The 23,363-nt window shown below is 72.0% G+C and carries 18 protein-coding genes; 9 read left to right on the forward strand and 9 right to left on the reverse strand.

Features of this window, described 5'->3' with window-relative positions; genetic code table 11:
- Positions 1–166 precede the first annotated feature (166 nt).
- Positions 167–1,492 (forward strand): sugar ABC transporter permease, encoded by a 1,326-nt coding sequence (locus ABZ990_RS21815; RefSeq protein ID WP_361233990.1) that lies wholly within the window; start codon positions 167–169, stop codon positions 1,490–1,492.
- Between the two features lie 65 nt (positions 1,493–1,557).
- On the forward strand, positions 1,558–2,433 hold the full coding sequence (locus ABZ990_RS21820; RefSeq protein WP_361233993.1) for a carbohydrate ABC transporter permease: 876 nt from the start codon (positions 1,558–1,560) through the stop codon (positions 2,431–2,433).
- Between the two features lie 58 nt (positions 2,434–2,491).
- Here ABZ990_RS21820 and ABZ990_RS21825 read toward each other — a convergent pair whose 3' ends face one another.
- A complete protein-coding gene (locus tag ABZ990_RS21825; protein ID WP_361233918.1) occupies positions 2,492–3,097 on the reverse strand; it encodes a TetR/AcrR family transcriptional regulator in 606 nt (201 codons plus the stop codon).
- A gap of 317 nt (positions 3,098–3,414) precedes the next feature.
- Here ABZ990_RS21825 and ABZ990_RS21830 point away from each other — a divergent pair, with 317 nt between their 5' ends.
- The 3 genes from ABZ990_RS21830 to ABZ990_RS21840 are packed head-to-tail and all read left to right on the forward strand — an operon-like array spanning position 3,415 to position 6,588.
- A complete protein-coding gene (locus tag ABZ990_RS21830; RefSeq protein ID WP_361233995.1) occupies positions 3,415–4,275 on the forward strand; it encodes an ABC transporter permease in 861 nt (286 codons plus the stop codon).
- On the forward strand, positions 4,268–5,149 hold the full coding sequence (locus ABZ990_RS21835) for an ATP-binding cassette domain-containing protein (protein ID WP_361233921.1): 882 nt from the start codon (positions 4,268–4,270) through the stop codon (positions 5,147–5,149). The genes ABZ990_RS21830 and ABZ990_RS21835 overlap by 8 nt, the downstream gene beginning before the upstream one ends.
- Positions 5,150–5,175: 26 nt before the next feature.
- Entirely contained in the window at positions 5,176–6,588 is a 1,413-nt protein-coding gene (locus tag ABZ990_RS21840) for a glycosyltransferase 87 family protein (protein WP_361233924.1), read from the forward strand.
- A gap of 120 nt (positions 6,589–6,708) precedes the next feature.
- Here the strand turns inward: ABZ990_RS21840 and ABZ990_RS21845 are convergent, their stop codons facing one another.
- Positions 6,709–11,688: an NAD-glutamate dehydrogenase gene (locus ABZ990_RS21845; RefSeq protein ID WP_361233927.1), complete on the reverse strand. Its 4,980-nt coding sequence runs from the start codon at positions 11,686–11,688 to the stop codon at positions 6,709–6,711.
- A 470-nt stretch (positions 11,689–12,158) separates the two neighbouring features.
- On the opposite strand from ABZ990_RS21845, the gene ABZ990_RS21850 reads away from it, so the two are divergent.
- The gene (locus ABZ990_RS21850; protein WP_361233930.1) at positions 12,159–12,734 is read left to right on the forward strand and encodes a DJ-1/PfpI family protein; all 576 of its coding nucleotides are present in this window, start codon (positions 12,159–12,161) and stop codon (positions 12,732–12,734) included.
- A gap of 118 nt (positions 12,735–12,852) precedes the next feature.
- Here the strand turns inward: ABZ990_RS21850 and ABZ990_RS21855 are convergent, their stop codons facing one another.
- From ABZ990_RS21855 to ABZ990_RS21865, 3 genes are all read right to left on the reverse strand, one after another.
- The gene (locus ABZ990_RS21855; RefSeq protein WP_361233933.1) at positions 12,853–13,047 is read right to left on the reverse strand and encodes a hypothetical protein; all 195 of its coding nucleotides are present in this window, start codon (positions 13,045–13,047) and stop codon (positions 12,853–12,855) included.
- 141 nt (positions 13,048–13,188) lie between these two features.
- On the reverse strand, positions 13,189–13,848 hold the full coding sequence (locus ABZ990_RS21860; RefSeq protein ID WP_361233935.1) for an HAD hydrolase-like protein: 660 nt from the start codon (positions 13,846–13,848) through the stop codon (positions 13,189–13,191).
- A gap of 107 nt (positions 13,849–13,955) precedes the next feature.
- Positions 13,956–14,462, reverse strand: coding sequence for a hypothetical protein (locus ABZ990_RS21865; protein WP_361233938.1), 507 nt, complete (start codon positions 14,460–14,462; stop codon positions 13,956–13,958).
- 249 nt (positions 14,463–14,711) lie between these two features.
- On the opposite strand from ABZ990_RS21865, the gene ABZ990_RS21870 reads away from it, so the two are divergent.
- Entirely contained in the window at positions 14,712–15,314 is a 603-nt protein-coding gene (locus ABZ990_RS21870; protein WP_361233941.1) for an Rv3235 family protein, read from the forward strand.
- Between the two features lie 109 nt (positions 15,315–15,423).
- Here ABZ990_RS21870 and secA read toward each other — a convergent pair whose 3' ends face one another.
- A complete protein-coding gene (gene secA, locus ABZ990_RS21875) occupies positions 15,424–18,210 on the reverse strand; it encodes a preprotein translocase subunit SecA (protein ID WP_361233944.1) in 2,787 nt (928 codons plus the stop codon).
- Between the two features lie 250 nt (positions 18,211–18,460).
- Between secA and ABZ990_RS21880 the strand changes: the two genes are divergently transcribed.
- Together ABZ990_RS21880 and ABZ990_RS21885 are read left to right on the forward strand one after the other, a co-directional pair.
- Positions 18,461–19,057: a GNAT family N-acetyltransferase gene (locus ABZ990_RS21880; RefSeq protein WP_361233947.1), complete on the forward strand. Its 597-nt coding sequence runs from the start codon at positions 18,461–18,463 to the stop codon at positions 19,055–19,057.
- Positions 19,058–19,216: 159 nt separating this feature from the next.
- Positions 19,217–20,398 carry a crosslink repair DNA glycosylase YcaQ family protein gene (locus ABZ990_RS21885; RefSeq protein ID WP_361233950.1) on the forward strand — a complete coding sequence of 394 codons (1,182 nt, stop codon included), beginning with the start codon at positions 19,217–19,219 and terminating at the stop codon, positions 20,396–20,398.
- Positions 20,399–20,462: 64 nt separating this feature from the next.
- Here ABZ990_RS21885 and ABZ990_RS21890 read toward each other — a convergent pair whose 3' ends face one another.
- The 3 genes from ABZ990_RS21890 to ABZ990_RS21900 form a co-directional block, all read right to left on the reverse strand.
- Positions 20,463–21,218, reverse strand: a complete 756-nt coding sequence (locus tag ABZ990_RS21890; RefSeq protein WP_361233953.1) for a response regulator transcription factor — start codon at positions 21,216–21,218, stop codon at positions 20,463–20,465.
- Between the two features lie 256 nt (positions 21,219–21,474).
- Positions 21,475–22,155: a ribosome-associated translation inhibitor RaiA gene (gene raiA, locus ABZ990_RS21895; protein ID WP_361233998.1), complete on the reverse strand. Its 681-nt coding sequence runs from the start codon at positions 22,153–22,155 to the stop codon at positions 21,475–21,477.
- A gap of 296 nt (positions 22,156–22,451) precedes the next feature.
- Positions 22,452–23,294 (reverse strand): phosphoribosyltransferase family protein, encoded by an 843-nt coding sequence (locus ABZ990_RS21900; RefSeq protein WP_361233956.1) that lies wholly within the window; start codon positions 23,292–23,294, stop codon positions 22,452–22,454.
- Positions 23,295–23,363 lie beyond the last annotated feature (69 nt).

Consider the following 23,363-nt stretch of genomic DNA (forward strand, 5'->3'; position numbering starts at 1 on the left):
CGCCGGACCTCCCGGATTCCCCGTCCCGTCCGAAGCCCCTGGCCCGTCCGGAACCTCCGCCCCCTCCGGATCCCCCGCCCCCTCCGGACCCGCCGCACCGCCCGGAGCCGCCGCACCGCCCGGAACCCCTCGTCGCGGCGATCGGGCAGGGTCCGCGCGGCGGTCCCTGCGTCCCCGCTCTGCCCTGACCGCCACCGTCTTCCTCCTCCCCGCCCTCCTCCTGCTCGGCGCGCTCGTCGTCTACCCCATCGGCTACTCGGTGCAGCGCTCCTTCTTCGACAAGAGCGGCGACTCCTTCGCGGGGTTCGACAACTACGTCGCCCTCTTCACGGACGACGCGATCCGCACCGCCCTGCGCAACAACCTGATCTGGGTGGTCGTCGCGCCGACCGTGGCCACCGCCCTCGGCCTGATCTTCGCGGTGCTCACCGAACGGGTGCGCTGGGGTACGGCCTTCAAGCTCGTCGTCTTCATGCCGATGGCGGTCTCGATGCTCGCCGCCGGGATCATCTTCCGGCTGGTGTACGAGCAGGACCCGGAGCGCGGTGTCGCCAACGCCGTCTGGGTGGGCGTGCACGACACCTTCGCCGAGTCGTCGTCCTTCCCCCGCGCCCGCCCGCTGCCGGTGCATCCGCTGAAGGCGGCGGGCGGCGGGGCGTACGAGACCAAGGCGCCGGTCCACGCCGGGACGCCCGCGCTGCTGCCGCTGGTCGGGGTGGCTCCGGCGCGCATGCCGAAGGACGCGCGCCCCGCCCGTACCCCGGAGGCGACCCCGACCCCGACCCCGACCCCGGGCTCGGCCGGCGGCGGGAACGACGGACCGGTCACCGGAGTCGCGTGGCTGGACTTCACCCCGGGCGGCGGCGGGCGGCCGAACACCGTCGACCCCCGGGAGCCCGGCCTCAAGGGGCTGCGGATCGAGGCAGTGAAGGACGGCCGGGTGGTGGCGCGGGCCACGGCGGGCGCGGACGGCGCCTTCCGGCTGCCGGCCGCCGCCGACGGGGCCGTACTGCGGCTGCCCGCGAGCAACTTCCGCGAGCAGTACGCCGGGGTGTCCTGGCTCGGTCCCACGCTCGTCACCCCGGCGATCATCGGCAGTTACGTGTGGATGTGGGCCGGGTTCGCGATGGTGCTGATCGCGGCCGGGCTCGCGGGGCTGCCGCGCGAGCTCCTCGAAGCGGCGCGGGTCGACGGGGCGAACGAGTGGCAGGTGTTCCGCCGGATCACGGTCCCGCTGCTCGCGCCGGTCCTCGGGGTCGTCGTCGTCACCCTGATGATCAACGTCCTGAAGGTCTTCGACCTGGTCTACGTCATCGCGCCCGGCTCGGCGCTGGCCGACGCGAACGTCCTCGCCCTCCAGCTCTACCGCTCGTCCTTCGGCACGGGCGCGGACCTGGGGGTCGGCTCGGCGATCGCCGTCCTGCTCCTGCTGCTCGTCCTGCCGGTGATGGGCTTCAACATCCGCCGGATGCGAAGGGAGAACCGCCGGTGAGCCCCCTCTCCTCCGCCTCCTCCGACTCCTCCGCCGGGAGCGCGACGCCCGCCCAGCGCGCCGCCGTGTCACGGGCCCCGGCACGGGCCCCGGCACGGATCGCGGCACGGGTCGCGGCGCGGGCCGCCTCGGGCGCGGTCCGGGTCTTCCTGGTCCTGGTCGCGCTGTTCTGGCTGATGCCGACGGCGGGACTGCTGCTCTCCTCCCTCCGCTCGCCGTCCGACATCGCCGCGAGCGGCTGGTGGCAGGTGTTCACCGCCCCGGCGCAGCTGACCACCGAGAACTACCGCGATCTGCTCGCGAACCACACGATCACCGGTTCCCTCGGCTCCACGATCCTGATCACCGTGCCCGCCACCCTCCTCGTGATCGTCATCGGCTCCTTCGCCGGCTACGCCTTCGCGTGGCTGGACTTCCCGGGCCGGGACGGGTGGTTCCTGCTGGTCGTGGGGCTGCTCGTGGTGCCGGTGCAGGTGGCGCTCGTACCGGTGTCGAAGCTGTTCGGGACGCTCGGGATCTTCGAGACGACGCTGGGGGTGGTGCTGTTCCACACGGCCTTCGGGCTGCCGTTCGCGATCTTCCTGCTGCGGAACTTCTTCGCCGAGATCCCGCGCGAACTGCTCGAAGCGGCCCGTCTGGACGGGGCGGGCGAGCTGCGCCTGTTCGCCCGGGTGGTGCTGCCGCTGGGCGGGCCGGCCATCGCGTCGCTCGGGATCTTCCAGTTCCTGTGGGTGTGGAACGACATGCTGGTGGCGCTGATCTTCGCCGACGCCGCCTCGCCGCCGATCACGGTGGCGCTCCAGCAGCAGGTCCGCCAGTTCGGCAACAACGTGGACGTGCTCGCGCCCGGCGCGTTCGTGTCGATGGTGATCCCGCTGGTGGTGTTCTTCGCGTTCCAGCGGCAGTTCGTGTCCGGGGTGATGGCGGGCGCGGTGAAGTAGCCGGGCAGCCCGCGCCCGGCCCGTACGGGGCCTCCCGTACGGCATGTCCCGTACGGGATCAGGCGGTGAGCGCGGCCACCACCGAGCGCGCGAGGTCGTCGAGATAGCCCCGCGGCGGTTCGGTACGGACGACCCCCAGCCGCCAGTAGAGCGGGCCGAGCACGAGGTCCACGGCCCGGTCGGGGTCGGTGTCCGCGGGCAGTTCGCCGCGTTCGGCGGCGGCGTGGACGATCCGCGCCACCACGCCCTGCCGGCTGTCGAGCAGCGCGGCCTTCAGGGTGTCCGCGATCTCGGGGTGCCGGGCGGCCTCGACGAGGAGGTCCGGGATGACCTGCGAGGCGACCGGGTGGCGCAGCGCGTGGGACGCGACCTCCAGGAGGGCGCGGACGTCCCCGTACAGCGAGCCGGTGTCGGGCGCGGGCAGGCCCTGGACGGCGACCGCGCCGACGAGGTCGACGACGAGCGAGAGCTTGGACTTCCAGCGCCGGTAGACGGCGGTCTTGCCGACGCCCGCGCGGCGCGCGATGCCCTCGATGGACATCCGGGAGAAACCGACCGAGGCCAGTTCGGCGAAGACGGCGGCCCGGATCGCCTCGGTCACGTCCTCGCGGAGCACGGCGGCTCCGGCGGGCGCGCGGCGTGGGGTTCCCGGGGCTGTCGTCATACCGAGGATCTTAGCCAGCGCGCTCACCAGGGGAAACGATGCCGTACCGACGATACGGTTGCGTTCCGACGGCGGTCGCCCCTACGCTCCCCGTAGCGACGATACGGACCCGTCCCATCGCTTACTCCCTCCCGCGTCGCTCGCCCTCTCGCGCCCTCCACCCCGGAACAAAGGGGATCCCCGTGACCACCCGGACCCTCGCGCCACCCCCTCCCGGCACCCCCGCCGCTCCCGCCCCCGCGCCCGCCCCCGCGCCGGACGGCCCTGCCCCCGCCGACACCTCCCCCGCATCCCCCACGCCCCTCACCTCCGAGGAACTGCGGGCCCTCGCCCTGCGCCACGGCCTGACCGTCAGCGGCGCCCGCCCCTCGCTCCCCGCGTACGCGCGGCAGCTGTGGTCCCGGCGGGACTTCATCACCGCCTTCGCGACGGCCAAGCTGACCGCCCAGTACAGCCAGGCGCGGCTCGGCCAGCTCTGGCAGGTGACGACCCCGCTGCTCAACGCGGCGGTCTACTACCTGATCTTCGGCGTCCTCATGAACACCCGGCAGGGCGTCCCCGACTACGTCCCGTTCCTGCTCACGGGCGTCTTCGCGTGGACCTTCACCTCCCAGACGATCATGACCGGGACCCGTGCGATCAGCGGCAACATCGGCCTGGTCCGCGCCCTGCACTTCCCGCGCGCCGGCCTGCCCCTCGCGCTCGCCCTCCAGCAGCTCCAGCAACTGCTGTTCTCGCTCGGCGCGCTGGCCGTGATCCTCTTCTGCTTCGGCGAGTTCCCGCGCCCGAGCTGGCTGCTCGCGATCCCGGCGCTCGTGTGCCAGACCCTCTTCAGCGCCGGGCTCGCCCTCGTCATGGCCCGGCTCGCGGCGAAGACGCCGGACGTCGCGCAGCTGATGCCGTTCCTGCTGCGGACCTGGATGTACGCCTCCGGGGTCATGTGGTCCATCCCCCACCTCACCGCGGGCCGCGATCTGCCGCACGCCGTGATCGTGGCGCTCCAGTGCAACCCCGCCGCCGTCTACATCGACCTGCTCCGCTTCGCGCTCGTCGACAGCTTCCACGCCTCGCAGCTCCCACCGCACGTGTGGCCGCTCGCGGCGGGCTGGGCCGCGCTCGTCTTCGCCGGCGGATTCGTCTACTTCTGGAAGGCAGAGGAGACCTACGGCCGTGGCTGATCCCGTCTCGTACGCACCGCACACCCCGCAGGCACCGACGAGGGCGCCCGAACCCACCCCCACCGTCGTCGCCGACGGCGTCCACGTCACGTACACCGTCCAGGGCGGCCGGGCCGCCGGCCGAGGCAGCGCGACCGCCGCGCTCAGCCGGATCGCGTCCCGCCGCCGTACCCCCGGCACCGGAAAGCCCGCCGGAACCGGAACCGGCACGACGACCGCCACCCGCGAAGTCCACGCGGTCAAGGGCGTCAGCTTCGCCGCGTTCCGGGGCGAGGCCATCGGCCTGATCGGCTCCAACGGCTCGGGCAAGTCGACCCTGCTCAAGGCCATCGCGGGCCTGCTGCCGGTGAGCGCGGGCCGTGTGTACACCCAGGGCAGCCCGTCCCTGCTGGGCGTCAACGCGGCACTCATGGGCGACCTCACCGGCGAGCGGAACGTCATCCTCGGCGGGCTCGCGATGGGCATGAGCCGCCGGGAGATCGCCGCCCGCTACGACGAGATCGTCGAGTTCTCCGGCATCAACGAACGCGACGACGCCATCTCCCGCCCCATGCGCACGTACTCCTCCGGCATGGGCGCCCGGCTCCGCTTCTCCATCGCCGCCGCCCGCACCCACGACGTCCTGCTCATCGACGAGGCACTGGCGACCGGCGACGCCGGTTTCCGGCGGCGCAGCAAGCGGCGGATCGACGAGCTGCGCGCCGAGGCGGGCACGGTCTTCCTGGTCAGCCACTCGAACTCGACCATCACCGAAACCTGCGACCGCGCGCTGTGGCTGGAGGCGGGCGTCCTTCGCATGGACGGTCCGGCGGGCGAGGTCGTGGCGGCGTACGAGGAATTCACCGGCACGACGGGCAAGACCGGCTGTAAATAGGTCATAGCCCCCTAAAGTGCGGAGGGATGACGAACGATCACCCTCCGCACGACACCGCCACCACCGCCGCCACCGCCGGCTCCGCTCCCGGCGCTGCCCCCGGCACTGCCGCAGGCGCCCCCGGTGCCGGTGCCGACGCCTCCCCCACGGCCTCCGACACCTCCCGTGCGGTCTCCACGACCACCGCGCGCCCCCGCCTCACCCGCTCGCCGTTCGACTCGGAGACCTTCACCGCCGCCACCTTCGTGACCGTCGGGCGCGGCCCGCTGCTCGCGCTCGCCGCCACCTGGGCGGTGACCCGGGCCGGCATGCTGTTCCTGCTGTGGCGCGACCGGCTCGGCATCGGCGGGGTCGCGAGCGAGGTGTACGCGCTCTACCACTACTGGTACGGCCTGTTCGCGCACGGCACCTTCCCGCCCGGCGACGTCACCTGGCAGTACCCGCCGGGCGCGGCGCTCGCGGTGATCTCCCCCGGGCTCCTGCCCTGGTTCACGTACTTCCAGGCGTTCACGCTGCTCGTCCTGCTCGCGGACGCGGTCGTCGTACTCGCCCTGGCCGTCGCCGACCGCGACCGGCTCACCCACGGCGCCTGGTACTGGGTGCTCGGCCTGCCGCTCCTGCTCCATCTGCCGTTCGCCCGCTACGACCTGATGCCGACCGCCCTCGCGGTCCTCGCCCTGCTCGCGCTGCGGTCCCGGCGGGCCCTCGCGCACCGCGCGGGCGGGGTGCTCGCCGGGCTCGGCGCGATGATCAAGGTGTGGCCGGCGCTCGCCCTGATCGGCACCCCGCGCGGGCGCACCACCCGCGACACCTGGATCGCCGCGGCGGTCACCGCCGCCACCCTGCTGGCGACGCTGGCGCTGATGTTCACCGGCTCGCTGGACTTCCTGCGGCAGCAGGGCGGGCGGGGCGTCCAGATCGAGTCGGTCACCGGCACCGGCCTCGCCCTCGCGAGGGCCGCCGGAGTGTGGCAGGGCTTCGTGGAACTCCGGTACGGCGCCTTCGAGTACGTCGGCCCGTACGTGTCCACCCTCGCGCACCTGGCGCTGCTGCTGACCGCCCTCGCCTTCATCTGGCTGCTGCTGTGGCGGCTGCGGGCCCGGACGTGGACGGCGGCCACCCCGGCGGACGCGGCGCTCGCGGCGGTGCTGATGTTCACCGTCACCAGCCGGGTGATCAGCCCCCAGTACCTGATCTGGCTGCTCGGCCTCGGCGCCGTCTGTCTGACCTTCCGCGCCACCGTCATGCGCCCCGTGGCGATGCTGCTGCTGCCCGCCGCCGCCCTCAGCTCGCTCGCGTATCCCGTCCTCTACATGGACGTCGTCACCGGCACCTGGCAGGGCGTCACCGTCATGGCGCTGCGCAACGGCGTCCTGCTCGCCGCCGCCGCGCTCGCCGCCCGCCGCCTGTGGACGGCGACGGTCCCCCCGAACGCGTAGCCCCCCGCCCCACACCCACACCCCCGCCCCGCACCCGCACCCCCGGAACGAAAAAAAGGGGCGCCCCCACCGGTACGAAAACCGGTGGGGGCGCCCCCCCTTTCGCTACCCCTGAACGGGTCAGCTGTGCGTACGCAGCAGCGTGCGCATCGTCCTCATCGCGACCGACAGGTTCGCCAGGTCGAAGGCGTCCGAGCCCTGGATCTCCTCCAGGGTCGTGCGCGCCCGGCCCAGGATCGCCGTGTTCGCGGCCTCCCAGGCCGTGAACCGCTCCTCCGGCGTCGCCTCGTCGGTCCCGGCCGCCAGGACGTCCGAGGTGAGCGCGGCGTGCGCGGCGAACAGGTCCTGGCGGATCGAGGCGCGGGCCATCGACTGCCACCGGTCGGCGCGCGGCAGCTCGATGATCCGGTCCATCAGGCCGGTGATCCGCAGCCGGTCGGCCAGGTCGTAGTAGACCTCGGCGACCGCCAGCGGGGCCTTGCCGGTGCGGTCCGCGATCGCGACGATGTCGAGCGTCGGGAAGGCGGAGGAGAAGCCGGCCACGCGGACCGCCAGGTCCTCCGGGACACCGGCCTCGGTGAGCTGGTCCAGGATCGACTGGTACCACTCGTGGTCCGCGCCGCGCAGCAGCGTCGGCAGCTGCTGCCAGACCAGCTCGACCCGCTCCGCGAAGAACTCGATGGTCTCGCCGAGCTGGAGCGGCTGCGGCCGGTTGTTGAGCAGCCAGCGGGTGCCGCGCTCGACGAGCCGGCGGGAGTGCAGCCGCATCCGGGTCTGGATGTCGGCGGACACCTTGTTGTCGAGCGCCTCGACGGCGTCCCAGACCTCGTTCAGACGGAAGATCGCGCGGGCCGCGGTCTGCGCGCGCACGATCTCCTCGATCGAGGCGCCGGACTCCTCGCGCAGCCGGTGCAGGAAGGACGAGCCACCGGAGTTGACGGTGTCGTTGACCAGGACCGTGGTGACGATCTCCCGGCGCAGCGGGTGGGTGTCGACGGCCTCGGTGAACTGCTCGCGCAGCAGCGTCGGGAAGTACGCGTGCAGCAGACCGCGCAGGTACGGGTCGTCCGGCAGGTCGGTGCCGATCAGCTCGTCGGCCACCGTGATCTTGGTGTACGCGAGCAGGACGGCCAGCTCCGGCTGGGTCAGCCCGCGGCCGCTGTTGAGCAGTTCGCGGATCTGCCGGTCGTTGGGCAGGAACTCCAGCGAGCGGTCGAGCGCGCCGTCCCGGCCCAGGCGGCGCATGAACCGCTGCTGGGCCTGGAGCAGCGAGGCGGCCTCGGCGACGGCGTTGGCCAGGTTGGTGTTCTGCGCGTAGTTGTTGCGCAGCACCAGGGAGCCGACCTCGTCGGTCATCTCGGCGAGGATCCGGTTGCGCTGCTTCACGGTCATGTCGCCCTCGGCGACCAGACCGTTCAGAAGGATCTTGATGTTGACCTCGTGGTCGGAGGTGTCCACACCGGCGCTGTTGTCGATGGCGTCGGTGTTGATCTTGCCGCCGGTGCTCTCGGGGCCGCCGGACCGGGCGAACTCGATGCGGCCCAGCTGGGTCGCGCCGAGGTTGCCGCCCTCGCCGACGACCCGGGCGCGCACGTCCCGGCCGTCGACGCGGATGGGGTCGTTGGCCTTGTCGCCGACGTCGGCGTTCGACTCGGCCGAGGACTTCACGTACGTGCCGATGCCGCCGTTCCACAGCAGGTCGACCGGCGCGTGCAGAACGGCCTGCATCAGTTCGGCCGGCGTCATCTTGGTGACGCCGTCGGCGATGCCGAGCGCGGTCCGCATGTGCGCGTTGACCGGGATCGACTTGGCGCTGCGCGGGTGGACGCCGCCGCCCGCGGACAGCAGCTCCGGGTTGTAGTCGGCCCAGGACGAACGGGGCAGCTCGAACAGCCGGCGGCGCTCAGCGTACGAGGTGGCCGCGTCCGGGGTCGGGTCGATGAAGATGTGGCGGTGGTCGAAGGCGGCGACCAGGCGGATGTGCTCGGAGAGCAGCATGCCGTTGCCGAAGACGTCGCCGGACATGTCGCCGACGCCGACGACCGTGAAGTCCTCGGTCTGGGTGTCGTGGTCCAGCTCGCGGAAGTGGCGCTTGACCGACTCCCAGGCGCCGCGGGCGGTGATGCCCATGCCCTTGTGGTCGTAACCGGCCGAACCGCCCGAGGCGAACGCGTCGCCCAGCCAGAAGCCGTACGACTCGGCGACCCCGTTGGCGATGTCGGAGAAGCTCGCGGTGCCCTTGTCGGCGGCGACGACCAGGTAGGTGTCGTCCTCGTCGTGGCGGACCACGTCCGCCGGGGGCACGACCTCGCCGCCGACCAGGTTGTCGGTGATGTCGAGGAGCGCGGAGATGAAGATCTTGTACGAGGCGATGCCCTCGGCCAGCCACGCGTCACGGTCCACGGACGGGTCCGGGAGCTGCTTGGCGACGAAGCCGCCCTTGGCGCCGACCGGCACGATGACGGTGTTCTTCACCATCTGCGCCTTGACCAGGCCGAGGATCTCCGTACGGAAGTCCTCGCGCCGGTCGGACCAGCGCAGACCGCCTCGGGCGACCTTGCCGAAGCGCAGGTGGACGCCCTCGACGCGCGGCGAGTGCACCCAGATCTCGAACGCCGGGCGCGGGGCCGGCAGGTCCGGGATGGCCTGCGGGTCGAACTTCATCGACACGTAGGAGTGCGGGACGCCCTCCGCGGTCTTCTGGAAGAAGTTCGTCCGCAGCGTGGCCTTGATGACGGTGAGGAAGGAGCGCAGGATGCGGTCCTCGTCCAGGGACGCGACCTGGTCGAGGGCGCCGTCCAGCTCCTCCAGGAGACCGTCGGTCAGCTCGGTGCCGGCGTGCTGGCGCTCCGGCGCCATGCGGGCCTCGAACAGGTTGACCAGCAGCCGGGTGGTGTGGACGTTGTTGCGGAGGGTGTCCTCCATGTAGTCCTGGCTGAAGGTCGAACCGGCCTGGCGCAGGTACTTGGCGTACGCGCGCAGCACCATCGCCTCGCGCCAGGTGAGCCCGGCGGACAGGACGAGCGAGTTGAAGCCGTCGTTCTCGGCGGCGCCGGTCCAGGTGGCGGCGAAGGCCTCCTGGAAGCGCTCGCGCGCGTCGTCGCCGAGGCTGCCGCCGTTGGCGGTCGGCGCGGGCATCCGCAGACCGAAGTCGTAGATCCAGGCGTCGGCGGTGCCGTCCGAGCAGCGCAGCCGGTACGGGCGCTCGTCGGTGACCTCGACGCCGAGCCGGCCGAGGACCGGCAGGACGGCGGAGAGCGAGATCTGGTCGCCGGTCTTGTAGACCTTGAAGCGGCGCTCGCCGTTGCCGGAGGTGACGGGCTCGTAGAGGGAGAGCGCGAAGTCCTTGTCGCTGCCGGCCAGGTCCTCCAGGTGGACCAGGTCGGCGACGGCGGCGCGCGGCGAGTGGTCGGCCTTGTAGCCCTCGGGGAAGGCGTTGCCGTAGCGGCGCAGCAGCTCGGCGGCGCGCTCCTCGCCGCACTCGGCGTTGAGCGCCTCGGCGAAGCCGTCCGCCCAGGAGCGGGTGGCGTCGGCGAGCCGGGACTCGATGCGGTCGACGTCGGACTCGGTGAGCTTGGCCAGCTCGGTGCCCGGCTCGACGCGGATGACGAAGTGCAGTCGGGAGAGGATCGACTCGGTGTTCCAGGCCGTGAAGTCGACGCTGGTGCCGGTCAGCTCCTCCTTCAGGATGTCGATGATCCGCAGCCGCACGCGCGTGGTGTAGCGGTCGCGCGGCAGGTAGACGAGGGCCGAGTAGTAGCGGCCGTACTCGTCCTGGCGCAGGTACAGGCGCAGCCGGCGGCGCTCCTGGAGGTACAGGACGCTGGTGGCGATGGAGCGGAGCTGGTCGACCGAGGTCTGGAACAGCTCGTCGCGCGGGTAGGTCTCCAGGATCTGGAGCAGGTCGCGGCCGTCGTGGCTGCTCGGCGCGAAGCCGGCGCCCGCGAGGACCTCCTGGACCTTGCGCTTGATGACCGGGACGCGGCGCACGGACTCGGTGTACGCGGCCGACGAGAACAGGCCGAGGAAGCGGCGCTCGCCGACGACGTTGCCGTCGGCGTCGAACTTCTTCACGCCCACGTAGTCGAGGTACGAGGGGCGGTGCACGGTCGCGCGGCTGTTGGCCTTCGTCAGGATCAGCAGGCGGTGCTCGCTCGCCTTGGCGCGGGCGTCGGCGGGCAGCCGGCTGAAGGACGGCGAGATGGGGTGGGCGTGGTTGTCGTCGCCGCTGTGGTGCGGGTCGGAGCGCAGGACGCCGAGGCCGGTGCCGGGTACGGCGGTCAGGGCGTCGCCGTCGACCAGCTCGTACTCGCGGTAGCCGATGAAGGTGAAGTGGTCGTCGGCGAGCCAGCGCAGCAGCTCGCGGGCCTCCTCCACCTCGGTGGGCCGCAGGTCGGGGGCGGTGGGCTCGTCGGCGAGGCCGTCGGCGATGCGCAGCGCCGCCTCGCGCATCTTCTCCCAGTCCTCGACCGTCTCGCGGACGTCGGACAGGACGCGCAGCAGATCGCTGGTGATCTGCTTCAGGTCGGCCTTGTCGGTCTCGCGGTCGATCTCGACGTGGATCCAGGACTCGCTGAGCACGTCGTGCCCCTGCTCGCCCTTGGCCGCCTTGCCGTCCTTCTTCGGGTCCTTGGTCAGGACCTCGATGAGCTTGCCGGTCACGTCGCGGCGGACGCGGACCTGCGGGTGGATCACGACGTGGATGCCGCGGCCCTGGCGGGACAGCTCGTTGGTCACCGAGTCGACGAGGAAGGGCATGTCGTCGGTGACGACCTCGACGACGGAGTGGCTGCAGGTCCAGCCGTTCTCCTCCACCGTCGGGGTGTGGACGCGCACGTTGGCGGTGCCCTGCGGGCGGTTCTCCGCCAGCCGGTAGTGCGAGAGCGCGGCACCGAAGACATCGACCGGGTCGCGGTACGTCAGGTCCTCGGGAGCGGTGTGCAGGTAGTAGCGCTGGAGGTAGTCGAGCAGCGTCGCGTGGTCCGGACGCCGGCCCTTCTCCGGCCCTGTCGGAAGTAGCCCCCCGACCGGGCTGTTCTCAGCTACCCGGGCGGCCCGATCGAGCAGCTCGGCCTTGGCTTCGTCCAGCTTGGTCTGCATGTCCTCTGACTCCTGTCGCGCGCCGTTGCGTGACGTCGGTGGAAGAAAGGGCACAGCGCCACGCCGCGGTGGTACCGGTCGGCGAGGACGTCGTGCCGCGATGAGAGATGTCCGGGCGCTTTACGGCCACGGCGCGTGCGGCAGGTGCCGTACCCGGACGGAAAGAAGCAGCGAACGCGCCGACGGCCCGGCCGCTGTGGCGGACCGGGCGGCAGCCGGGGGCTCCGCTGCCCCCTCGGCGTATCGCGCTGATCACGACGAAAGCCTATCGCTCCCGACCCCCCGACCGTCATGAGCCTTATGTGTACAAAACCAGGGCCGGAAGTTTGACGATCTGGACAGCGACGCATGGTTCCCCGAGGCTCCGGCGGTAATCCGGCTCCCGGGAACCGTTTCGGGAGGCCGCCGGCGGGGCCGTGGGAATCAATCGGCCGGCATGGGCCATCCGAGACCGGGACGTGGGAGCCACCATGGCGAAGATCTTGATCGTGACGGGGGACGCGGCGGAATCGCTGGAGGTGATGTACCCGTACCAGCGGCTGCTCGAAGAGGGGTACGAGGTGGACATCGCGGCCCCGGCGCGCAAGCGGCTGCGTTTCGTCGTCCACGACTTCGAACCGGGGTACGACACGTACACCGAGAAGCCCGGCTACACCTGGCCGGCCGATCTGGCCTTCTCGGAGGTCGACCCGGGCGCGTACACGGCCGTCGTGATCCCGGGCGGCCGGGCGCCGGAGTATCTGCGCAACGATCCCGAGCTGCGCAAGATCCTCAAATCCTTCTTCGACGCGGACAAGCCGGTCGCGCAGATCTGCCACGGCCCGCTCCTGACGGCGGCCACGGGCAGCCTGGAGGGCCGGCGGGTCACCGCGTACCCGGCGCTCGAACTCGACATGCAGGCGGCGGGGGCGGGCTTCCAGGACACGGCGGCGGTGGTGGACGGCCGGCTGGTGTCCTCCCGGGCCTGGCCGGACCACCCGACCTGGATGCGGGAGTTCCTGAAGGTGCTGCGCGCGGCGGAGGCGGCGGAGGGCACGGGGGCGTGACGGCGGGCGCGGAAGCGTGACGCGGGGCGCTCCCGGGCCTGGCGAGGGGCCGGGGGCGCCCTGTGGGCGTACGGGAGCGGCGGCGGGGCCGAGGGGCCCTTGTGGACGCTCAGGGGCCTCAGGGGCCCAGCGTGGCCTCGATCGCCTTGACGCGGCACTCCGCGCACGTGCGCGACGACCGCTTCGCGACGAACAGGCACCGGCAGCGCTCCACCCGCCGGGGCGGGATGCCGCAGAGCGTCCCCGCCTCCGTCCAGGCATGGTGCGGGTCCGGCCCGCCCGCCTCCCGGCATCCGCCGAAGTCCGTCCGCACGGCCCCGAACCTGATCCGGAGGGAACGAAGAAGGCGACCACGTCTCGGCATGGCCGCCACTCTCGCACCCGGCCCCGGGCGGTGTGAAGGCGCGAGGCACCCCTCATGCCCACCCCGCCCCGCCCGGCCCCGGGCCCGGTGTCAGACCAGTTCGTCGGCGACGGCCACGGCCTCCGCCAGCGAGTCGACGACGGGCACACCGACCCGCTCCAGGGACTTCCGGCTGTGCGACCCGCCGGTGTACAGGACCGCCTTCGCGCCCACGTGCAGGGCCGCCACGGCGTCGTCCGCCGCGTCGCCGATGACGACGACACGCTCCGCCGCCACGTCCCCCAGGGCGGCGAGGTGGCGCACCATGTGCCCCGACTTTCCGTCCGTGCTCTTGCCGACGCGGCCGTCCATCCGGACGAAACGGTCCGCGATCCCGTGCCGGTGCACCAGCGGGATCAGCTCGTCGTGCGGCGCGAGCGACAGCAGCGACTGGGTGAACCCGGACGCCTGCCGGGCGGCGAGCAGGTCCGCCGCGCCGGCGGTGAGCCCGCAGGCGTCCGCCAGGCCCCAGTAGTGGCGGTGGAACGAGCCGTCCATCACGTTCCACTCGTCCTCGGTCGGCAGCCGCCCCATCAGCCGCTCGTAGAACTTCGGCACCGGGACGGTGTACAGCTCCCGGTACTGCTCCAGAGTGATCTGTTCGAGCCCGACCTCCGCGAAGGACGCGTTGGTCGCCCCGATGACCGCGCCGATGTCGTCGAGCAGTGTGCCGTTCCAGTCCCAGACCAGATGCTTCGTGTGCTTCCCCATGGACGTCCACGGTACCGGCACGGTCCGACACCGCGAGCGGCCATGGAACACACGACCGACCGCCGACGAGGGTACGGGCCCGGTGTCGGGCCCGGCGTGGGCGTCGGTCAGCCGAGGATCGCGGGGATCTCCTGGACGCCGAACCAGAGCAGCTCGTGGTCCTCGGCCCCGTCGACGGTGAACTGGGCGTCGTCGTCGCCCTGGTCGGCGGCGCCGAGCGCGGCGGCGGCGGCCGAGACGTCCGGCTCGGCGTCGTCGGCGTCGGCGTGGACGGCGGCGGCCTTGGCCAGCGGTACGGCCGAGGCGATCCGGACCTCGCCGAGCGCGCCCGCGTCCAGGCCCCGGTCCGGGTCCACGACGGCGTCCCGGTCGGCCACGTCGACCGCGACGACCACGCGTCGCCGGGCGGCCGAGGGGTCGGCGGCGAGCAGCCGCAGGGAGGCGGCGGCCGCGCGGTTGAGGGCCGCGTACTCGAGTTCCTCGATGTCGTCGCTCACGTACCACTCGCGCAGCGCGGGGGTGACGGCGTAGGCGGTGAGCGGGCCGGGGCCGACCTCGCCCGCCTTGTGCGCCTGTGCGAGACCGGGGAGGGTCAGAGGGACGTACACGCGCATGGCTGGCCGCTTTCGTAGTCGGAGATGCCCTCAGGATACGTGCGTGGTGCCTGCCCGGGGGCGGCGACCGGGTGCGTCCCGGACCGCCCCGTTCGCTCTGATAGGTGAATCACCCAGGGTGATCGAAAGCGCCCCGAAGCTCCCTTGCCGGTGCCTCCGGAGCCCCCGTACAAGATCCCCGACCAGGGTCGACGCTCGCCCGAAGCCCGGTTACTCACCGCGATCGACACCGCGACGAACGGGGATCCCATGAACACACGCGCCCGGCGCACCCGCGGTCCTTCCGGCCCCGCCGGTACGGGTCCGCGCGGCCGCGCGGGAACGGCACCGCGGCGGACCGCACCGCCGCACGTCCTGTTCGCCGAGCGTCTGCTGGCCGTCCTGAGCGGCGACCGCCCGGTCCACAGCATGCTGGGCTACGCGGCCGGCGAGGCGTACGACCGGCTCGTCCAGGCCGGTCCCCGGCCGCCCTTCCGGTCCACCCGCTGGCGCCCCGCCCTCCACCGCTGCGGCTGCCGGCGGTCCGACGGCGGCGCTCTCGAAGTCTTCGCCATCGTCGCCACCGGCGACAGCTTCCGCGCGCTCGCCTTCCGCCTCGTCCAGGGTCCCGACCTCCGCTGGCGCTGCTCCGCGGTGGAGTTCGACGACCTGACGGAGGGCGTCCGGGGTCCCGGGCCCGCCGCACCGAGAGCCGCGCCGGGACCCGCACGGGAACGGGAGACGAAGCCGGGGGCCGGGCCGGAGGCAGGAGGGGCGACCGGGCCGGCGACAGGACCGGACGCGGGGCTGGACGCTGGCTCAAGGGCGGGACTGAGAGCGGGACCGAAGGCGGACATCCTGGCCGGCCGTTGACGCTCTCCCTCCCCGAATGAGCGCATACGCGAGGGGGCCGGCCGCCTCGTCGGCGACCGGCCCCCTCTCCCGCACCCGCGGCCCGTGTCCCGGGCCGCCGAAGGGCGGGTTACTTCTTGCGGCGGCGTCCGCCCGCGCTCTTCTGCGCCTTGCGGCGCTCCGCGCGCGTCAGACCGTCACCGGCGGTCGCGTCCTCGGAGGCGAAGTCACCCTCGACGACCGACCCGTCGCCGTCGACCTTCGGCGCGGAGAAGTGCAGCCGGTCGGGGCGCTGCGGGGCGTCGAGACCCTTGGCGCGGATCTCCGGACGGGCGGCGCCGCCATCCCGCTCGGCCGCGTCCTGCACCGGGACCTCCTCGACCTGCTGCTCGACCTGGACCTCCAGGTTGAACAGGTAGCCGACGGACTCCTCCTTGATGCCCTCCATCATGGCGCTGAACATGTCGAAGCCCTCGCGCTGGTACTCGACCAGCGGGTCCTTCTGGGCCATCGCGCGCAGGCCGATGCCCTCCTGGAGGTAGTCCATCTCGTAGAGGTGCTCGCGCCACTTGCGGTCGAGGACCGACAGGACCACGCGCCGCTCCAGCTCGCGCATGATGTCCGAGCCGAGCTGCTTCTCCCGCGCGTCGTACTGCTCGTGGATGTCGTCCTTGACGGACTCGGCGATGAACTCCGCCGTGATGCCCGCGCGGTCGCCCGCCGCGTCCTCCAGCTCGTCGACCGTGGCCTTGACCGGGTAGAGCTGCTTGAACGCGTTCCACAGCCGGTCGAGGTCCCACTCCTCGGCGAAGCCCTCGGTGGTCTCCTGGCGGATGTAGTCGTCGATGGTGTCGTCCATGAAGTGACGCACCTGCTCCTGCAGGTCCTCGCCCTCCAGGACGCGACGGCGCTCGCCGTAGATGACCTCGCGCTGCCGGTTGAGGACCTCGTCGTACTTCAGGACGTTCTTACGGGTCTCGAAGTTCTGGCTCTCGACCTGGCCCTGTGCGGAGGCGATGGCGCGGGTGACCATCTTGTTCTCGATCGGGACGTCGTCCGGCACGTTCGCCATCGCCATCACGCGCTCGACCATCTGCGCCTTGAACAGACGCATCAGGTCGTCGCCCAGCGACAGGTAGAAGCGGGACTCGCCCGGGTCGCCCTGACGGCCGGAACGACCGCGCAGCTGGTTGTCGATACGGCGCGACTCGTGGCGCTCGGTGCCCAGCACGTACAGCCCGCCGAGCTCCTTGACCTCCTCGAACTCCGCCTTCACGGCCTTCTCGGCACGCTCCAGGGCGCCCGGCAGGGCCGCCGACCACTCCTCGACGTGCTCGACCGGGTCGAGGCCCGCCTGGCGCAGCTCGGCCTCGGCGAGGTCGTCGGGGTTGCCGCCGAGCTTGATGTCCGTGCCTCGGCCGGCCATGTTCGTGGCGACGGTGATGGCGCCCTTGCGGCCCGCCTGCGCGACGATCGTGGCCTCGCGCTCGTGGTGCTTGGCGTTGAGCACCTCGTGCGGGATGCCGCGCTTGCTGAGCTGCTGCGAGAGGTACTCGGACTTCTCGACGGAGGTGGTGCCGACGAGGACCGGCTGGCCCTTCTCGTACTTCTCCGCGATGTCGTCGACGACGGCGGCGAACTTGGCGACCTCGGTCCGGTAGATGAGGTCGGGCTGGTCCTTGCGCTGCATGGGCTTGTTCGTCGGGATCGGGACGACGCCCAGCTTGTAGATCTGGTGGAACTCGGCCGCCTCGGTCATCGCCGTACCGGTCATGCCGGACAGCTTGCCGTAGAGGCGGAAGAAGTTCTGGAGGGTGATCGTGGCGAGCGTCTGGTTCTCGTCCTTGATCGGCACGCCCTCCTTGGCCTCGATGGCCTGGTGCATGCCCTCGTTGTAACGGCGACCGGCGAGGATACGGCCGGTGTGCTCGTCGACGATCATGACCTCGCCGTCGATGACGACGTAGTCCTTGTCCTTCTTGAAGAGTTCCTTGGCCTTGATGGCGTTGTTCAGGTAACCGACGAGCGGGGTGTTCACCGACTCGTACAGGTTGTCGATGCCCAGCCAGTCCTCGACCTTGGCGACACCGGCCTCGTGGATGGCGACGGTGCGCTTCTTCTCGTCGACCTCGTAGTCGCCGGTCTCCTCGATGCCCTTGAGCGGGTTGCCGGGCTCGCCCTTGGTGAGACGGGTGACCAGCTTGGCGAAGTCGCCGTACCACTTGGTGGCCTGGTCCGCCGGGCCGGAGATGATCAGCGGCGTACGGGCCTCGTCGACGAGGATCGAGTCGACCTCGTCGACACAGGCGAAGTTGTGGCCGCGCTGGACCAGTTCGTCCTGGGACCACGCCATGTTGTCGCGCAGGTAGTCGAAGCCGAACTCGTTGTTCGTGCCGTACGTGATGTCGCAGGCGTACTGCTCGCGGCGCTGCGCCGGGGTCATGTTGGCCATGATGCAGCCGACCTCGAGACCGAGGAAGCGGTGCACCCGGCCCATCATCTCGGAGTCGCGCTCGGCCAGGTAGTCGTTCACCGTGATCAGGTGCACGCCCTTGCCGGACAGCGCGTTCAGGTAGGCCGGGAGCGTACCGACGAGGGTCTTGCCCTCACCGGTCTTCATCTCGGCGACGTAGCCGAGGTGGAGGGCGGCGCCACCCATGATCTGCACGTCGTAGTGACGCTGGCCGAGGACGCGCTTGGCCGCCTCGCGGACGGTCGCGAACGCCTCGGGGAGCAGGTCGTCCAGGCTCTCGCCGTCGGCGAACCGCTGCTTGTACTCGTCGGTGAGGGCCCTCAGCTCGGCATCGGAGAGATTGACGAAGTCGTCTTCGATGGAGTTGACCTGGTCCGCGATGCGGTGCAGTTTGCGCAGGATCTTGCCTTCGCCTGCACGCATGAGCTTCTGGAAGACGGACACTGAGGCTGGTCTCCTTGCCGGTCGGGCCTGGCACTGGTCGGTGATGACTCGGGCGCGGGCACGGCAGGTGGTCCCCACCGCAACGGCCATCGTAAGCGAGACCGCCGTCACGGAGGGAGGCCCGCAGGGCCGGAACCACGGCTTCCGTCCGTGACGGCTCCCGACAGGGAGAACGCGCGAGGCCGCCCGAAGGTGCCGCCCCGCGCGAAAACCGTTCGCACAGGTCGGGGCAGGTCACCAGAATTCCGTCATGGAGCCCATCACCCTGACCACCGCACGGCTGCGGCTGCGCCCCTTCACCCCGGACGACGCGGGGGTGGTGTACGAGGTCTGCCAGGACCCCGCCATCCAGCGCTGGACCACCGTTCCCACCCCGTACACGCGCGAGGACGCCGAACTCTTCGTGACCCGCATCGCGCCGGAGGGCTGGCGCAGGGACGGGGAGTACGCGTTCGCCGTCGAGCCGCTGACGGGCGGGCCGCTGATCGCCGCCGCCGGACTGCACGCCTGTTCCCCGGGTATCCGGGAGGTCGGCTACTGGCTGGCCCCGGAGCACCGCGGCCGGGGCTATGCGACCGAGGTGGTCGGCGCCCTCGCCCACTGGGCCTTCACCGGGCTCGGCGTCCACCGGCTGCTGTGGCGCGCGGAGGTCGGCAACACCGCCTCGCGGGCCGTCGCCGAGCGGGCCGGTTTCACCGTCGAGGGCGTCGAGCGGGCCGGGATCCTCAAGGACGGCACGGCCCGGGACAGCTGGCTCGGCTCGCTGCTCCCCGCCGATGTGGGGCTGCCGTCGCCGCTTCCGTATCTCCCCGCACCCGTTCCGCCGAGGACCTCCACCGCGTCCTGACGACCGGGCCGTGGCCGGTCGCGGCCACCCGGTTCCGATCATGGCCGGGCGGCGGCCCCGCGTCGGCCGTGCGCGGCCTCGGGCGGCGGGGCGGTGGCCGGAAGGGGCAGTCGTACCGATGCCCCGCCCGCTGTCGGTGCCACCCCCTAGGGTGCCGCCATGACGACCGCGACGCCCACCCCGGCCGCCCCCCGCCCCGCCGCCGAACTGTCCGCCGACGAAGCCCGCCGGATCGCCCTGCGCGCCCAGGGATTCCTCGGGGCCCCCGACCGCCGGGCCGGAGTGCGCGGGATGCTGCGCCGGCTCGGCCAGGTCCAGCTGGACACCATCTCGGTCCTCGCCCGCTCGCACGAGCTGATCCCGTACGCGCGCCTCGGCGCGGTCGGCCGCCGCACCGTCGAGGACGCGTACTGGAGCGAGGGACACGCGTTCGAGTACTGGTCGCACGCGGCCTGCGTCCTGCCCGTCGAGGAGTGGCCGCTGTTCGCCTTCCGCCGCCGCGCCTACCGCGCCCGCCCACACTGGGGCCACGAGCTGTCCCCCACCGCGTACGACACGGTGATCGCGCAGCTGCGGGCCGAGGGCCCGCGGACCGCGACCGAGCTGGGCGGCGCCAAGAACAAGGGCGAGTGGTGGGACTGGTCCGACACGAAGATCGCCGTCGAGCGCGCGCTGATGTACGGCGAGGTGGTGGTCACCGAGCGGCGCGGCTGGAAGCGGGTGTACGACCTGGCGGAGCGCGCCGTCCCGGCCGCGCTGCTGCACGACGACCTCGACGACGCGGAGTGTCTGCGGCGGCTGGTGCGGCAGGCGGGCGAGGCGCTCGGCGTCGGCACCCGCACGGACCTCGCCGACTACCACCGGATCAAGGGCGAGGCATTCGACGCGGTGGTGGCGGACTCCGGGCTCGTCCCGGTGACGGTGGCGGGCTGGGGCAAGCCCGCCTGGGCCGACCCGGCGGCGCTGGCGGCCGAGCCGCGCGGCCGGCACCGTACGACGCTGCTCTCGCCGTTCGACTCGCTCATCTGGGAACGGGCCCGCACCGAGCGGATCTTCGGCTTCACCCACCGCCTGGAGGCGTACGTGCCCCGGCAGAAGCGGGTGCACGGCTACTTCGCGATGCCGGTGCTGGCCGGCGGCCGGCTGGTGGGCCGGGTGGACCCGGCGCGCGAGGGCCGGACCCTGGTGGCCCGGCAGGTGTCCCTGGACGGCCCGAAGGCGGTCCCGGCGGTGGCGCGGGCCCTCGCCGAGGCCGCCGAGTGGGTGGGCTGCGACGCGGTCGCGGTGGAGCGGGTGGACGCCCCGGAACTCGCTCCGGCCCTGGTGAAGGCCCTCGGCTGACCCGGTGCCCCGGCGGGACCGGCCGGTCCCGCCCGCCGGGTCCCGCCCGGTCCCGCCCGGCCCGTCACCGGATTTCGAGGATCTTCTCCCGCATCGCGTAGACCACGGCCTCCATCCGGGAGTGCAACTGCAGCTTCTCCAGGATGTTGCGGACATGGTTCTTCACGGTGTTCTCGGAGATGAAGAGCTCCTTGGCGATGTCCCGGTTGTTCATGCCGGTCGCGACGAGCTTGAGGACCTCCAGCTCGCGGTCGGTCAGCCGGGGCGCGGGCACGAGCCGCCGCTCGTCGGTGCGCTGGATCATCGACTTGAACTCGGTGAGGAGCTTCGACGCCATCGACGGGCTGATCTGCGACTGCCCGTCGGCGACGGCGCGGATCGCGGTGGCGACCTCGTCGGTGGAGATCTCCTTGAGCAGATAGCCGGTCGCGCCCGCCTTGATCGCGTCGTAGAGGTCGGCTTCCTCATCGCTTATCGTCAGCATGATGATCTTGGCGCTGGGGGCGACCTCCTTGATGGAGGTGCAGGCCTCGATGCCGCCGCGCCGGGGCATCCGGACGTCCATGAGGACGATGTCGGGAAGCAGGTCCGCGGCCTTGTCGACGGCCTCGGCACCGTCCCCCGCCTCGCCGACGACCTCGATGTCCTCCTCCTGGCGCAGGACGATCTCCAGGCCCCGGCGGAACAGCGCGTGATCGTCCACGACGAGGACCCGGATCGGTTCGTCCCGCGCGGCGCCGCCGTCCGGATCCGATCCCTCCGGGGCGATCGTGCTCCCTGGCTGTCGCCCGCCGTGTACCGGTCCGAAGCGGTCCGCCATCGTTCCTCCCCCTGAAGGCCGTGGCCTGAAGTCGTGTGCTGAATCGCCTGTCGTGTCCCAACCGCTGCTCGGGGAGCAGTGGTTGACGTGCCCGTCATGATTCCATGCCGCGGCGCTCCCCCGATGATCCCTTGACCCCGAGGGGTCACGCACGGTCGCACAGAGGTGCCCCCGGAGCGCGCGGGGCGCTCTCGGGGGCAGTCGTGCCGTGGTCGTCCGCGGTCACCTCGGTCCGCGGGCGGGCCGGGGCTGGGGCTCAGCCGCCGAGCGCGCCTCCCGCGCCACCGCCTTCGGCGAGCGGGTCGCTCTCCAGGTGGATGACGCCGTAGTCGTAGGCGTGCCGCCGGTAGACGACGCTGGGCTGCTTGGTGTCGGAATCGACGAAGAGGTAGAAGTCGTGCCCGACCAGCTCCATCTCGTAGAGCGCCTGGTCGAGGCTCATGGGGGCGGCGCGGTGGGTCTTCTCGCGGACCACCAGCGGCCCTTCGCCCTGGACCTCGATCGAGCCCATCATCGTGGTGGGCACGTTCTCGCCTTCTTCGACGACGAGTTCGCCGCTGCCGTTGAACTGGGCGGCCCCGGGCACCACGTCGGGTACCTCGGCCGCCGACAGCCGGCCCGTGCCCCTGCGGGTGAACCGCTTGTCGTGCTGCTTGCGCAGTCGCGCCTCGAGCTTGTCCTGAGCGAGGTCGAGCGCCGCGTACGCGTCGGCGGCCGCGGCTTCCGCCCGGATCACCGGGCCTCGGGAGTGGAGGGTGATCTCCACGCGGTCCGACCGGTCGGCCTGCCGCGGGTTGTGCTCCTTGGACACCTCGACGTCGAGGCTGATCACCTTGCCGTCGAGCTTCTGGATCTTCTCCAGGTTCAGCTTCTCGGCCACGTGCTTCCGGAACCGCTCGGGCACCTCTGTCTTGCGGCCCTTGACGACGATGTCCACGCAGAACTCCGTTCCCGGATCGCTCGGCACGGCTCCTCGGCCGGCGAGCGTCTCCCTTTGCACCAGACCCCGGCGTTTACCGGAGCCCCGGACTTGGCGACTCGCCCTTCCTCCTCCCCAGTCGACAAGCACCCCTACCCCACCGGCCCGAGATGAATTCGCCCTGAACTCCCGTTCTGAAGGCACGCTCGCGCATTCGGTGAGGCCGTGGCATTCGCCATTCCTCACAACCGAACATAGCTCGTTCGGACGGATGTCGGCACCCGGTACGGCCACTTACCGCCATTCGTGTGCGTTCACCACTCACCACCTGCAACGTCGCGGGTTCTCGAAGAGTTCCGGTTTAATTCGAACGAGGCCGGAGATGATGCGAGTACGGCAGCCGTGAGCCGTTCGAATAGGGGGTGCGGCGTCCCTTCTTCCGGGCTGCCCGGCAATCCGTGAATGGTGAACGGAGGGTGTACGGAGTATCCGGCGGAACACACCGCCGCGAGGGCCCGCGCCGCCTCCGCGAGCGTCGTTCCCGTCGTCATCAGATCATCCACGAGCACCACGCGCCCGCCGGCCCGGACCGCTTCGGCGAGCGGCCCCGCCGCGCCCGGAGCGAGCGTGAGCGCGCCCGCCAGGTTGGCGCGCCGCTCGGCCGCGCCGAGGCCCGCCTGATCGGCCACCGCACGGCGCTGCCGCAGCACAGGCAGGACCCGCGCCGCCCGTCCGGCCCGCCGCAGCCGTCCGGCCGCGGCCAGCGCCAGGCGACGCGTCGGATCATGGCCACGCGCCCGTACGGAGCGCCGCGAGGACGGCACCGGTACGAGCAGGCACGGGCCGGTCCCGAACCGCCCCACAGGCCCCGCGGCGGCCGTGACGGCCCCGGCGAGCGCCGCGCCCAGCGGTCCGGCGAGCGGCAGCGCGCCGCGCTCCTTGTGGGCGAGGAGCAGTGTGCGGACGGCTCCCTCGTACGGCACCGCCGCGTAGGTGGCCGGAAGTCCCCCCGGCTCGGGTGACGGACGCACGCGCCGGGGCCCCTCCCCGGTCAGCGCGTGCGCGCAAGCGGGGCACAGGGCCGTACGCGGGCTCCCGCAGCCCTCGCAGGAGACCGGCAGCACCAGCCCGGCGATCTCCTGCCACCACCCGCGCATGGCCCCACTGTCCTCCCCCGCCGTCCGTCCGGCCACCCCTGTGGACAACGGGCGGTGGAAGGCTGTGGA

It is taken from the genome of Streptomyces sp. NPDC046203 (assembly GCF_040646255.1).
Taxonomy (GTDB): Bacteria; Actinomycetota; Actinomycetes; order Streptomycetales; family Streptomycetaceae; genus Streptomyces.